Consider the following 13,698-nt stretch of genomic DNA (forward strand, 5'->3'; position numbering starts at 1 on the left):
GTCGGAGTCCCGCAAAACGATCAGGGCCAGGTGGAGGAATGAACCTCTGACCTGGCCCTGAGCCGTATGGAGCGGGCGACGGGAATCGAACCCGCGTAGCTAGTTTGGAAGACTAGTGCTCTACCATTGAGCTACGCCCGCACGGGGAGCGCCGCAGGTCAGTGACCCGGGCACAGGAGGCATCGTAGCGGTTCGCACCCCCTGCCCGCACACCCCGTTCCCCGACCCCGCGGACGGTCGTGAAATGCGGCAGCCGCACCGTCTCCGGGCATGTACCCTACGTGTCGCACCGACGGGGTGTGGCGCAGCTTGGTAGCGCGTCCGCTTTGGGAGCGGAAGGCCGTGGGTTCAAATCCCGCCACCCCGACCACCAGCCGGTTCCGGCGACACGTGAGGCGACGGATCAGGCGAGAGAACAGGCGTCCGACGGCCGATGGCCGGGATCGCAAGATCGCCTTTTGGGGCGTGTACCGCCTGCGGTTACTATGCAGGTTGCGCGCCCGTATGTCTGCACTGTTACGTCTCTCAAGGGCCGCGAATCCGCTGAGGCTCTGCCCGATCTCGGCAGAAACAAGCAGCAGAACCCCGCAGCAGTACCCCCAAGAAGTCAGCCACAAGGAGACCGAACCGTGAAGAGCGCCGTGGAGAACCTGAACCCGACTCGGGTTCGGCTCACTGTTGAGGTGCCCTTCGAGGAGCTCAAGGACAGCCTCGACGCGGCGTACAAGAAGATCAACCAGCAGGTCACGGTGAAGGGCTTCCGGAAGGGCAAGATCCCGGCGCGCATCATCGACCAGCGGTTCGGTCGCGGTACCGTGCTCGAAGAGGCCGTCAACGACGCGCTCCCGAAGTTCTACACCGAAGCGGTCAACGAGGCTGAGCTGAACGTCCTCGGCCAGCCCGAGGTCGACATCACGGAGCTGAAGGACGGCGAAACGCTGAACTTCACCGCCGAGGTCGACGTCCGCCCGACCATCGAGATCCCGGACTACTCCGGCATCGAGGTCGAGGTCGACGCTGTCGAGGTCGGCGACGAGGACGTCGAGAAGGCCGTCGAGGAGCTCCGTGAGCGCTTCGCGTCCACCTCGCCCGTCGAGCGCGCCGCCCAGGACGGCGACGTCGTCACGATCGACCTGGAGGCCAAGGTCGACGGAGAGGTGCTGGAGGACGGCGTCGCAGCCGACGTCTCCTACACCATCGGCTCCGGCGAGCTGCTGGACGGCATCGACGAGGCCGTGAAGGGCCTGGAGGCCGGTGGCGAGGCCACCTTCGCCTCCGAGCTCAAGGGCGGCTCGGCAGCCGGCAAGGAGGCCGAGGTCACCGTCAAGGTCACCCAGGTCGCCGCGCGCGAACTGCCCGAGCTGGATGACGACTTCGCGCAGCTCGCCTCGGAGTTCGACACCCTCGAAGAGCTCAAGGCGGACAGCCGCAAGCGCCTCGAGAACATGAAGCAGTACGACCAGGCCACGCAGGCCCAGGAGCGTGTCCTGGAGAAGCTGCTCGAGCTGGTCGAGGTCCCCGTCCCCGAGAAGCTGCTCGAGGACGAGATCAACACCCGTAAGCACAACCTCGAGCACCACCAGCTCGGCCAGATGGGTCTCGACCTCGCGAAGTACCTGGAGATCCAGGGCAAGACCGAGGAGGAGTTCGACGCCGAGACCAAGGAAGCGGCGATCAAGGGCATCAAGACCCAGTTCGTCCTGGACGAGCTCGTCAACAAGGAGAAGCTGAACGTCAACCAGGAGGAGCTCACCGAGCACCTCATGCGGCGTGCGGCCTCCTCCGGCATGTCCCCCGACCAGTTCGCCCAGGCGGTCGTCGAAGGCGGCCAGGTCCCGATGCTGGTCGGCGAGGTCGCCCGCGGCAAGGCCCTCGCGGTCGTCGTCGAGGCCGCCACGGTCAAGGACACGAACGGCGAGGTCGTCGACCTCGACGACGAGGAGGACGAGACCGAGTCGGCCACCGAGGTCGTCGCCGGGGTCACCGACGGTGACGAGGCCTCCGCCGAGGCTTCCGAGGAGAAGCCCGAGGCGTAAGCCCACGGCGCTTCAGCAGCTGTAAGACGGCCCCCGAGGACACTTGTGTCCTCGGGGGCCGTGGGCCTTCAGGGGCGCGGGGCTGTGACATCCATGCGGCTCCGCCGCGTGGGCGCGCTCAGCCCACGACGGGCCGCACCCGCCGACACACCGCCCGTGGCAGACGCGACCGCGGCTTTGCGGGGGCGGATCGCACAGTTCCCCGCGCCCCCGACGGGGCGCAGCCCCGCCGAACCCCCTGTCCAACCCAGCGGAGCGCATGCGCTCACAGCGAACAGTTCCTTCTGCGGGATTCCCCGGAGGGACCCGCGCGTTAGGGTCCATGAATACGAGGGCAGGGGAGTCCCCGAAGCCGCCCCGGGCGGTTGTCGCACCGGGGTCCCACGCCCCCAGCAGAAGACGTGAGACGGCCCGGCGCCGTCGTAAGACGAGCAGGTGGATACGTGACGAATCTGATGCCCACAGCTGCCGGTGAACCCTTCGGTGGTGGCCTCGGCGACCAGGTCTACAACCGGCTGCTCGGCGAGCGGATCATCTTCCTCGGCCAGGCGGTCGACGACGACATCGCCAACAAGATCACGGCGCAGCTGCTGCTCCTTGCCTCCGACCCGGACAAGGACATCTACCTCTACATCAACAGCCCCGGCGGATCGATCACGGCCGGCATGGCGATCTACGACACCATGCAGTACATCAAGAACGACGTGGTGACGATCGCCATGGGCATGGCGGCCTCGATGGGCCAGTTCCTGCTCAGCGCGGGCACCCCCGGCAAGCGCTTCGCCCTGCCGAACGCCGAGATTTTGATCCACCAGCCCTCGGCCGGCCTCGCGGGCTCCGCGTCGGACATCAAGATCCACGCCGAGCGGCTGCTGCACACCAAGAAGCGGATGGCCGAGCTGACCTCCTTCCACACCGGTCAGACGGTCGAGCAGATCACTCGTGACTCGGACCGCGACCGTTGGTTCGACCCGATCGAGGCCAAGGAGTACGGCCTCATCGACGACATCATGCCCACCGCTGCCGGTATGCCGGGCGGTGGCGGCACCGGGGCGGCGTAAGCCCCTCAGCGCCCCCCAGGGCGGCGTTGGGCCCCTTCGCCACTCCCCGGCACTCCCAGTGCCCCGGAGTGGCCCAGAAGGCCCTCCAGCGCCCCAGCTGACCGCCTCAGGCTCTTACAGGCTCTTCAGGAGACACAGTGAACGACTTCCCCGGCAGCGGCCTCTACGCCCGCACGCAGGCCGAGTACACCGGTCCTCGTGCGGAGTCCCGCTACGTCATCCCGCGCTTCGTCGAGCGCACCTCGCAGGGCGTGCGTGAGTACGACCCGTACGCGAAGCTGTTCGAGGAGCGCGTGATCTTCCTCGGCGTGCAGATCGACGACGCCTCCGCCAACGACGTCATGGCGCAGCTGCTGTGCCTGGAGTCGATGGACCCCGACCGTGACATCTCGGTCTACATCAACAGCCCCGGTGGCTCGTTTACGGCCCTCACGGCCATTTACGACACGATGCAGTTCGTGAAGCCCGACATTCAGACGGTCTGCATGGGCCAGGCCGCCTCGGCCGCCGCGATCCTGCTGGCCGCCGGTACGCCGGGCAAGCGCATGGCGCTTCCGAACGCCCGTGTGCTGATCCACCAGCCCTACAGCGAGACCGGCCGCGGCCAGGTCTCGGACCTCGAAATCGCTGCGAACGAGATCCTCCGGATGCGTGCGCAGCTGGAAGAGATGCTGGCCAAGCACTCGACCACGCCGATCGAGAAGATCCGCGAGGACATCGAGCGCGACAAGATCCTCACCGCTGAGGACGCGCTGGCGTACGGCCTGATCGACCAGATCATCTCCACCCGCAAGATGAACAGTTCCGCGATCGTCTGACGTATCGCTGTATCGTCTGCCGCTCGTCCGTCGCCCGTTGGCGTGGTCCACGACAAAGTGAACCGCGCCAAGGGGGGCCCGAACGGGGGGCTCGGCAAGGTACCGTCGGACATAAGGCAGCACCAGGAGCCGCTGGACCTAGGCGTCTCCCAGGCGAAGGGGAAGCACACCGTGGCACGCATCGGTGACGGCGGCGATCTGCTCAAGTGCTCGTTCTGTGGCAAGAGCCAGAAGCAGGTCAAGAAGCTCATCGCAGGCCCCGGTGTGTACATCTGCGACGAGTGCATCGATCTCTGCAACGAGATCATCGAGGAAGAACTCGCGGAAACGAGCGAGGTCCGCTGGGAGGAACTCCCGAAACCCCGCGAGATCTACGAGTTCCTCGAGGGGTACGTGGTCGGCCAGGAGTCGGCCAAGAAGGCCCTCTCAGTCGCGGTGTACAACCACTACAAGCGGGTCCAGGCCGGTGAGAACGGCGGCGGTCAGAACCGGGACGACGCCATCGAGTTGGCGAAGTCCAACATCCTCCTGCTGGGCCCCACGGGCTCCGGCAAGACTCTGCTCGCCCAGACGCTCGCGCGCATGCTCAACGTCCCGTTCGCCATCGCCGACGCGACGGCGCTCACGGAGGCGGGGTATGTCGGCGAGGACGTCGAGAACATCCTGCTGAAGCTCATCCAGGCGGCCGACTACGACGTCAAGAAGGCCGAGACGGGCATCATCTACATCGACGAGATCGACAAGGTGGCCCGTAAGAGCGAAAACCCGTCGATCACGCGAGACGTGTCCGGCGAGGGCGTCCAGCAGGCCCTGCTCAAGATCCTGGAGGGCACGACGGCCTCCGTTCCGCCCCAGGGCGGACGCAAGCACCCCCACCAGGAGTTCATCCAGATCGACACGACGAACGTCCTGTTCATCGTGGGCGGCGCCTTCGCGGGCCTGGAGAAGCTCATCGAGTCGAGGGCGGGTGCCAAGGGCATCGGCTTCGGCGCGACGATCCGCTCCAAGCGCGAGCTCGAGTCCAAGGACCAGTTCGAGGCCGTCATGCCCGAGGACCTGGTGAAGTTCGGCATGATCCCCGAGTTCATCGGCCGACTGCCCGTCATCACCTCGGTCCACAACCTCGACCGGCCGGCGCTCCTCCAGATCCTCGTGGAGCCGCGCAACGCGCTCGTGAAGCAGTACCAGCGCCTGTTCGAACTCGACGGCGTGGAGCTGGACTTCGAGCGCGAGGCCCTGGAAGCCATCGCCGACCAGGCGATCCTCCGCCAGACCGGCGCGCGCGGCCTGCGCGCCATCATGGAGGAGGTCCTCCAGGCGGTGATGTACGAGGTTCCCTCGCGCAAGGACGTGGCGAGGGTCGTCATCACGGCGGACGTCGTCCTGTCCAACGTCAACCCGACGCTGATCCCGCGCGACGCCCGCGGGCGTGGCCCGGGCGAGCAGAAGACGGCGTAACCGCCACCGCACGGACGTACGGCGAAGGGGCCCCGGTCAACCGACCGGGGCCCCTTCGCCGTTGCTGTGCTCGCGGTTGACGCGTGCGGTCAGATCTTGACGTGGACGGTCAGATCTTGACGCGGACGTCGTTGCGGAGCTTGGCGACGAGGGCCGCCGTGTCCTCCATGGTGGCGCTCTTGCCGGTGAGGAAGGCGGCGATGTCGATCGAGGTGACGGAGGCGACCGTGCTGTGGTCGCCCCAGATGCACAGGGGCACCTTCACGGTCTTGGGGGCGCCGGCCGCGGAGGTCGACGAGTCGGTGTTCGTGATCTCGGCCTCCTGGCACTTCAGGATGCCGTTGCTGAAGCCCGAGGGCTTGAACTCCTGCGGGCTGCCGAGCAGCTTGCCCTTGCTGCTGTCCTTGCTCTGGTCCTTCTCGGACTCCGTCTTCACCTTGGCGAACATGGCGTCCACGACGGCCGCCGGGTCGTCGATGGTGCCGTACACCCCGCTGTAGGACAGGTTCTTCGCGGTCATGCCGGTGCCGTTCACATAGCCCGCGCCGGCGTCCTTGGCGTTCTTGACGCCCCACTTCTGGAAGTCCTTGATGTCGCTGTCGGACATCGAGGGGGTGTCGCTGGAGCTGTTGGACTTCTTGTAGGTGCCGTTGACGACCTTCGCGGGCGCCGTCAGCTTGTGCGGGCCGTCGTCCGCGACCGAACCGCTGGTGCCGCCACCACCGATGACGAGGTACGCCGTCACGGCGATCGCGGCGACGACGGCGACCGAGCCGATGATGAGCGCCGTCTTCTTCTTGCCGCCGCCGGGCGCGGGCGGCTGCGGGGCGCCGTAGGGCTGCTGGCCGTAGGGAGGCTGCTGCCCGTAAGGGGACTGCTGGCCGTACCCGGGCTGCTGACCGTACGGTCCGGGCTGCTGGGGCGGGGCGCCCTGGGGAGTCTGCTGGGGGTAGCCGTAGCCGGGCTGCGGAGGAGCCTGCTGCGGGTAGCCGTAACCGGGCTGGGGAGCCTGCGGCGGCTGGCCGTAACCGGGCTGAGGAGCCTGCGGCGGCTGGCCGTAAGGGCCCTGCTGCCCCGGCTGACCGTACGGTCCGGGCTGCTGGGGCGGCCCGCCGTACGGGCCCGGCTCGTTGTAGCTCATCTCTGGGTTCCCCTCCAGATGCTTATGTGTTCCTGACATCCTGGCGTAACCCCTGGGGTGCCACGGCAGTGGGGGGCGGACCGTTACGAAGAATCGTGTTTCGGGACAGGGCGGTGACGCCTCTAAACTGACCCCGTGACCGAGAACTCTCAGCAGCCGCAATCAGAGCCCACTCCCGAACTGCCGACCCAGTACGCGCCGGCCGACGTAGAGGGGACGCTGTACGAGCGCTGGGTAGAACGCGGTTACTTCGAGGCGGACGCGAAGAGCGACAAGCCGCCGTTCACCGTTGTCATCCCGCCGCCGAACGTCACGGGCAGCCTGCACCTCGGGCATGCCTTCGAGCACACCCTCATCGACGCCCTCACCCGCCGCAAGCGTATGCAGGGTTACGAGACGCTGTGGCAGCCCGGCATGGACCACGCCGGCATCGCCACGCAGAACGTCGTCGAGCGGGAGCTGGGCAAGGAGGGCAAGTCCCGCCACGACCTGGGCCGGGAGGCCTTCGTCGAGCGCGTCTGGCAGTGGAAGGCCGAGTCCGGGGGCCAGATCTCCGGCCAGATGCGCCGCCTCGGCGACGGTGTCGCCTGGTCCCGTGAGCGCTTCACCATGGACGAGGGTCTGTCCCAGGCCGTCCAGACCATCTTCAAGAAGCTCTACGACGACGAGCTGATCTACCGCGCCGAGCGCATCATCAACTGGTGCCCGCGCTGCCTCACGGCGATCTCGGACATCGAGGTCGAGTACCAGGACGACGACGGCGAGCTGGTCTCCATGAAGTACGGGGAGGGAGACGACACGATCGTCGTCGCCACCACCCGTGCCGAGACCATGCTCGGTGACACCGCCGTCGCCGTGCACCCCGACGACGAGCGCTACAAGCACCTCGTCGGCAAGAACATCCGCCTCCCGCTCACCGAGCGCTTCATCCCGGTCGTCGCGGACACCCACGTCGATCCGGAGTTCGGCACGGGCGCGGTCAAGGTCACCCCGGCCCACGACCCGAACGACTTCGAGATCGGCCAGCGCCACAACCTGCCGAACATCGCCGTGATGGACGAGCACGCGGTCATCACGGTCCCGGGTCCGTTCCAGGGCCTGGACCGGCTGGAGGCCCGCTCCGCCATCGTCGCCGCGCTGCGGGCCGAGGGCCGGATCGTCGCCGAGAAGCGGCCGTACGTCCACTCGGTCGGCCACTGCTCGCGTTGCAAGACCACCATCGAGCCGCGGCTGTCCATGCAGTGGTGGGTCAAGGTCGGCCCGCTCGCCAAGGCCGCCGGTGACGCGGTCCGCGACGGCCGGGTCAAGATCCACCCGCAGGAGATGGAGAAGCGGTACTTCGACTGGGTCGACAACCTCCACGACTGGTGCATCTCGCGGCAGTTGTGGTGGGGCCACCGCATTCCGGTCTGGTACGGCCCGAACGGCGAGGTCGTCTGCGTCGGCCCCGACGACGAGGCCCCGACCGGCGAGGGCTGGCACCAGGACACCGATGTCCTCGACACCTGGTTCTCCTCCGGCCTGTGGCCCTTCTCGACCCTCGGCTGGCCGGAACAGACCGAGTCGCTCGGGAAGTTCTACCCGAACTCCGTGCTGGTCACCGGCTACGACATCCTCTTCTTCTGGGTCGCCCGGATGATGATGTTCGGCCTGTACGCGATGGACGGCACCCCGCCGTTCCACACCATCGCCCTGCACGGCATGGTTCGCGACCAGTTCGGCAAGAAGATGTCGAAGTCCTTCGGCAACGCGGTCAACCCGCTGGACTGGATGGACAAGTACGGCTCGGACGCGCTCCGGTTCACGCTCGCGCGCGGCGCCAACCCCGGCGTCGACGTCCCGATCGGCGAGGACTGGGTCCAGGGCTCGCGCAACTTCGCCAACAAGATCTGGAACGCCACGCGCTTCGCGCTGATGAACGGCGCGACAGTCGAGGGCCCGCTGCCGGACGCCTCGGAGATGTCGGCGACCGACCGCTGGATCCTCTCCCGTCTCAACACGACGGTCGCCGAAGTCGACGCGCTCTACGACGACTTCCAGTTCGCCAAGCTCTCGGACGCCCTGTTCCACTTCGCGTGGGACGAGGTCTTCGACTGGTACGTCGAGCTGTCCAAGACGACGTTCATGGCGGGCGGCGAACCGGCGAAGGTCTCCGGGCGTGTCCTGGGCGAGGTCCTCGACGTCACCCTCCGCCTTCTGCACCCGATCGTCCCCTTCGTCACCGAGACGCTGTGGACGACGCTGACCGGCGGCGAGTCGGTCGTCATCGCCGAGTGGCCGACCGACTCCGGCTTCCGCGACGCGGCCGCCGAGCGGGAGATCGAGACGCTTCAGCAGGTCATCACGGAGGTCCGCCGCTTCCGTGCCGACCAGGGCCTGCAGCCCGGGCAGCGTGTCCCCGCCCGGCTGACGCTCGACGGCACGGCGCTCGCTCCGCACGAGGCGGCCATCCGGCAGCTGCTCCGGCTGCAGCCGGAGGGCGAGGCCTTCGCGGCGACGGCGACGCTTCCCGTCGCCGGGGCCACGGTGGCGCTCGACCTCTCCGGCACGATCGACGTCGCGGCCGAGCGCAAGCGACTCGCCAAGGACCTCGCCGCCGCCGAGAAGGAGAAGGCCCAGGCGAACGCCAAGCTCGGCAACGAGGCGTTCCTCGCCAAGGCGCCGGACCAGGTCGTCGACAAGATCCGTACGCGGCTCGCCAAGGCGGACGAGGACATCGCCCGTATCCAGGCCCAACTGGAACGCCTCCCGGAGGCGTGACGGCTCCGCCGTAGGCGAACGAAGGCCCCCGGGACCCCACTGGTCCCGGGGGCCTTCGACGTCCGTGGTCTGCGGGTGGGTAGGGGGCTGGTCGCGTAGTTCCCCGCCCACCCGGATTCGTTTGGCTGCGGGCCGGTGGGGGCTTGGCGCGCAGTTCCCCGCGCCCCTAAAAGCCGGGGCGCAGCGCTGTGCCCAGGGGCGCGGGGAACTGCGCGACCGGCCCCCACTCGCCCGCGGCCGAAGAACCCACCCCGGGGGCTGGGGGCGGAGCCCCGGGGACGGGACGGGTAGGGGCGGCGGGGGCGAGAGACCCGGGGACGGTTCGGCTCCGTAGACTGGAAGCGTGAGTGAGCTCCCCCCGCACGACAGCAACGAGCCGGACGAGCCGGAACCCCGCGACCCGCACGGTCTCTTCGACGAGATCGTCGCGGCCGAGACCGACCGCGACCCCGACCTCGCGGTGATCGAGGCCGGCAGCCGTACCCTCCGCGCCCAGGGCGCCGACGCGGGCCGGCAGGCCGACGTGCCCGCGCGCCCGGCCGACCCCGAGGTCGACAAGGCGCTGCGCGAGGTGGAGGCCGAGCTCGCCACCCGCTGGGGCGAGACCAAGCTGGAGCCTTCCGTCAGCCGGATCGCCGCGCTGATGGACGTCCTGGGCGAGCCCCAGCGCGCGTACCCCTCGATCCACATCACGGGCACGAACGGCAAGACCTCCACCGCCCGCATGATCGAGGCCCTCCTCGGCGCCTTCGAGCTGCGCACCGGCCGGTACACCAGCCCCCACGTCCAGTCGGTCACCGAGCGGATCAGCCTCGACGGCGCCCCGATCTCCGCCGAGCGGTTCATCGAGACGTACAACGACATCAAGCCGTATGTCGAGATGGTCGACGGTCAGCAGGAGTACCGGCTGTCGTTCTTCGAGGTGCTCACCGGCATGGCGTACGCCGCCTTCGCGGACGCCCCCGTCGACGTGGCCGTCGTCGAGGTCGGCATGGGCGGCAGCTGGGACGCCACCAACGTGATCGACGGGGACATCGCGGTCGTCACCCCCATCGACCTCGACCACACCGACCGGCTCGGCGAGACGCCCGGCGAGATCGCCACCGAGAAGGCCGGCATCATCAAGCAGGACGCGACCGTGATCCTGGCTCAGCAGCCGGTGGACGCGGCTCAGGTGCTGCTGAAGAAGGCCGTGGAAGTCGACGCGACCGTGGCCCGGGAGGGCCTGGAGTTCGGGGTCATCGCACGACAGGTCGCCGTCGGGGGGCAGCTCATCACCCTGCGCGGGCTCGGCGGGGAGTACGAGGAGATCTTCCTGCCGCTGCACGGCGCCTACCAGGCGCACAACGCCGCCGTGGCGCTCGCCGCGGTCGAGGCGTTCTTCGGCGTCGGCACGGCGCACGCCCAGCGGCTCGACATCGACACCGTGCGCAAGGCGTTCGCCTCCGTCACCTCGCCGGGCCGCCTCGAGGTCGTACGGCGCTCGCCGACCGTCGTGCTGGACGCCGCGCACAACCCGGCGGGCGCCCGTGCCACCGCCGAAGCCGTGGGCGAGGCCTTCGACTTCAGCCGGCTGATCGGAGTCGTCGGCGCGAGCGGCGACAAGAACGTACGGGGGTTGCTCGAGGCCTTCGAGCCGATCTTCGCCGAGGTCGTGATCACCCAGAACTCCAGCCATCGCGCGATGGGCGCCGACGAACTCGCCGGGATCGCCGTCGAGATCTTCGGCGACGACCGGGTGCAGGTGGAGCCGCGGCTCGACGACGCGATCGATGCGGCGATCACGCTGGCCGAGGAGGAGGGCGAGTACGCGGGTGGTGGCGTCCTCGTGACCGGCTCCGTCATCACTGTCGGCGAGGCCCGACTGCTCCTGAGGAGGGGCTGACCGCTGTGCGTACGCTCTGTGCTTCCACTCTGATCGGCGAGTTCTTCGTCATCGGCTTCGCCGGGCTCGTCGCGATGAAGGATCCCGATCTGTCCATGGCCACGGTGTGGACGGTCAGCGGGATCTTCATGGCGGTGAGTGTGCTGCTCTGCGGGATGATCACCCGGCCCGGGGGTGTCCAGCTCGGCTGGGCCCTGCAGATCGCGCTGATCGCCAGTGGGTTCGTGGTGGGATCGATGTTCTTCCTCGGGGCGATCTTCGCCGCGCTGTGGTGGGCCTCGGTGCACTACGGACGGAAGATCGACGAGGCCAAGGCGAGGTTCGCCGCGCAGGCGGAGGCCGGGGGGAACGCGGCGTAGGCGCTTCGCGCCCCGGGCCGGCCCGCGGCCAATTGACTCCGGGCGGACGGGAGATGCGGGGCGCGGCCCTGTCCCAGGGGCGCGGGGAACCGCGCGCCCAGCCCCCACCGACCCGCGACGAAAGTCCACCTGCCTGCCCCCACGCACCCCCGCCCACCTGACTCTGCGTGACACCCACCCGGACACGCCCTGTAGCCTCGGTCACCCGCACACTTGTGACCCGAAGGAGCCACCACCGTGAGCCAGCGCACCCTCGTCCTCCTCAAGCCCGACGCCGTCCGTCGCGGCCTGACCGGCGAGATCATCAGCCGTATCGAGCGCAAGGCCGGCTGGCAGATCACCGCGCTGGAGCTGCGCACGCTGGACCAGGACACGCTGGAGCAGCACTACGGCGAGCACAAGGGCAAGCCGTTCTACGAGCCGCTGGTGGAGTTCATGGCGTCCGGCCCGGTCGTGGCGCTGGTCGTCGAGGGCGAGCGGGTCATCGAGGGCGTGCGCGCGCTCGCCGGTCCCACCGACCCCATCGCCGCCGCCCCCGGCTCCATCCGCGGCGACTACGGCGTGATCGTCCGCGAGAACCTGATCCACGCCTCCGACTCCGAGGAGTCCGCCGAGCGCGAGCTGAAGATCTTCTTCCCCGGCCGCGTCTGACGCCTCCTCGTAGTCGGGTCCGAGTCGCTTGCAGGTCGCGTCCGAGTTGCTTCCAAGTTGCTTCCGAGTCGCTTCCAAGTCGCGCCCGAGCCGCGGGTACATCACGATTACAAGATGTTCTTGTAACGGCTTGTAAAGGCTTGAATAGGACTTGCGCCCCCGGCTCGATGCCTGATCAGGGACGGCCGTGGAAATTCCGGCCGTCCCGCGGCATATGCGTGCCGATCGGGGGAACGCGTGCCCCCGTTGGCCCGTCTCCAGAAGCGAGGCGGCGCCACGCATGCTGACAATGGCGAAGACCCTCGCGCAGTGTTCGTGCAGGCGCGTCTACGATGGAGACCTTCACGTCACTGCACCCACCTCGCCGTTCCTAAAAAGCCGTCAAAGCTACGCTTGGGAAGGCCAGACGAATCCTGATGGGGAACTCAATGTCGTTCATCGGCCGTGACATGGCTGTCGACCTCGGGACCGCCAACACGCTGGTGTACGTCAGGGGTCGCGGGATCGTACTCAACGAACCGTCCGTCGTCGCGATCAACACCAACACCGGTGGCATCCTCGCGGTCGGCGCGGAGGCGAAGAAGATGATCGGCCGGACCCCCGGCAACATCGTTGCCGTGCGCCCGCTGAAGGACGGTGTCATCGCCGACTTCGAGATCACCGAGCGCATGCTCCGCTACTTCATCCTGAAGATCCACAAGCGACGCTATCTCGCCCGCCCCCGTGTCGTCGTGTGTGTGCCCTCGGGCATCACGGGCGTCGAGCGCCGTGCCGTCATCGAGGCGTCGTCCCAGGCCGGCGCCCGCCAGGTGCACATCATCGAGGAGCCCATGGCCGCGGCCATCGGCTCCGGCCTGCCGGTCCACGAGGCCACCGGCAACATGGTGGTGGACATCGGCGGCGGCACCACGGAGGTCGCGGTCATCTCGCTCGGCGGCATCGTCACCGCCCAGTCCATCCGCGTCGCGGGCGACGAGTTGGACAACGCGATCATCCAGCACATCAAGAAGGAGTACAGCCTCCTCCTCGGTGAGCGCACCGCCGAACAGATCAAGATCACGATTGGTTCGGCGTACGACCTCGACAATGACGAGCACACCGAGATCCGCGGCCGGGACCTGGTCTCCGGGCTGCCCAAGACCGTTGTCATCTCCGCGGCCGAAGTCCGCAAGGCGATCGAGGAACCGGTCAACGCGATCGTCGACGCCGTGAAGACGACGCTCGACAAGTGCCCGCCGGAGCTGTCGGGTGACGTGATGGACCGCGGAATCGTGCTGACCGGTGGCGGGGCGCTGCTGCGCGGGCTCGACGAGCGACTGCGCCGCGAGACCGGTATGCCGATCCACATCGCCGAGGACCCGCTGGACAGCGTGGCGCTCGGCTCCGGCAAGTGCGTCGAGGAATTCGAGGCGCTCCAGCAGGTTCTGGACGCCCAGCCGCGCAGATGAGGTAACTCTTCGATTCCGCCGTACGGGATGATCGCTTCTCGTACGGCGGATCGTTGATATTGAGGCATAAGCTCCCCCATA

10 protein-coding genes and 2 tRNA genes are annotated in these 13,698 nt (G+C 68.2%); 10 read left to right on the forward strand and 2 right to left on the reverse strand.

The window, feature by feature from the left end; all coding sequences use genetic code 11:
- Positions 1–67 precede the first annotated feature (67 nt).
- Positions 68–141 (reverse strand) — tRNA-Gly (locus OG568_RS32990).
- A gap of 152 nt (positions 142–293) precedes the next feature.
- Between OG568_RS32990 and OG568_RS32995 the strand changes: the two genes are divergently transcribed.
- From OG568_RS32995 to clpX, 5 genes are all read left to right on the forward strand, one after another.
- Positions 294–370: transfer RNA gene (locus OG568_RS32995), tRNA-Pro, on the forward strand.
- 259 nt (positions 371–629) lie between these two features.
- Positions 630–2,036: a trigger factor gene (gene tig / locus OG568_RS33000; protein WP_329534182.1), complete on the forward strand. Its 1,407-nt coding sequence runs from the start codon at positions 630–632 to the stop codon at positions 2,034–2,036.
- A gap of 455 nt (positions 2,037–2,491) precedes the next feature.
- On the forward strand, positions 2,492–3,097 hold the full coding sequence (locus OG568_RS33005) for an ATP-dependent Clp protease proteolytic subunit (protein ID WP_266421778.1): 606 nt from the start codon (positions 2,492–2,494) through the stop codon (positions 3,095–3,097).
- A gap of 137 nt (positions 3,098–3,234) precedes the next feature.
- Complete coding sequence (locus OG568_RS33010; RefSeq protein ID WP_266624702.1) at positions 3,235–3,915, forward strand: ATP-dependent Clp protease proteolytic subunit; 681 nt, start codon at positions 3,235–3,237, stop codon at positions 3,913–3,915.
- Positions 3,916–4,086: 171 nt separating this feature from the next.
- Positions 4,087–5,373: an ATP-dependent Clp protease ATP-binding subunit ClpX gene (gene clpX / locus OG568_RS33015; RefSeq protein WP_054231969.1), complete on the forward strand. Its 1,287-nt coding sequence runs from the start codon at positions 4,087–4,089 to the stop codon at positions 5,371–5,373.
- A 109-nt stretch (positions 5,374–5,482) separates the two neighbouring features.
- Here clpX and OG568_RS33020 read toward each other — a convergent pair whose 3' ends face one another.
- Positions 5,483–6,514 (reverse strand): hypothetical protein, encoded by a 1,032-nt coding sequence (locus OG568_RS33020; RefSeq protein WP_329534183.1) that lies wholly within the window; start codon positions 6,512–6,514, stop codon positions 5,483–5,485.
- Between the two features lie 135 nt (positions 6,515–6,649).
- Here OG568_RS33020 and OG568_RS33025 point away from each other — a divergent pair, with 135 nt between their 5' ends.
- From OG568_RS33025 to OG568_RS33045, 5 genes are all read left to right on the forward strand, one after another.
- On the forward strand, positions 6,650–9,274 hold the full coding sequence (locus tag OG568_RS33025; RefSeq protein ID WP_329534184.1) for a valine--tRNA ligase: 2,625 nt from the start codon (positions 6,650–6,652) through the stop codon (positions 9,272–9,274).
- Between the two features lie 343 nt (positions 9,275–9,617).
- The gene (gene folC, locus OG568_RS33030) at positions 9,618–11,159 is read left to right on the forward strand and encodes a bifunctional tetrahydrofolate synthase/dihydrofolate synthase (protein WP_329534185.1); all 1,542 of its coding nucleotides are present in this window, start codon (positions 9,618–9,620) and stop codon (positions 11,157–11,159) included.
- Positions 11,160–11,164: 5 nt separating this feature from the next.
- On the forward strand, positions 11,165–11,518 hold the full coding sequence (locus OG568_RS33035) for a DUF4233 domain-containing protein (protein ID WP_266413959.1): 354 nt from the start codon (positions 11,165–11,167) through the stop codon (positions 11,516–11,518).
- A 237-nt stretch (positions 11,519–11,755) separates the two neighbouring features.
- Entirely contained in the window at positions 11,756–12,169 is a 414-nt protein-coding gene (gene ndk, locus OG568_RS33040; protein ID WP_054231901.1) for a nucleoside-diphosphate kinase, read from the forward strand.
- Positions 12,170–12,597: 428 nt separating this feature from the next.
- On the forward strand, positions 12,598–13,617 hold the full coding sequence (locus OG568_RS33045; RefSeq protein WP_037747701.1) for a rod shape-determining protein: 1,020 nt from the start codon (positions 12,598–12,600) through the stop codon (positions 13,615–13,617).
- Positions 13,618–13,698: the final 81 nt, after the last annotated feature.

The sequence above is a fragment of the Streptomyces sp. NBC_01450 genome (assembly GCF_036227505.1).
Classification (GTDB): Bacteria; Actinomycetota; Actinomycetes; order Streptomycetales; family Streptomycetaceae; genus Streptomyces.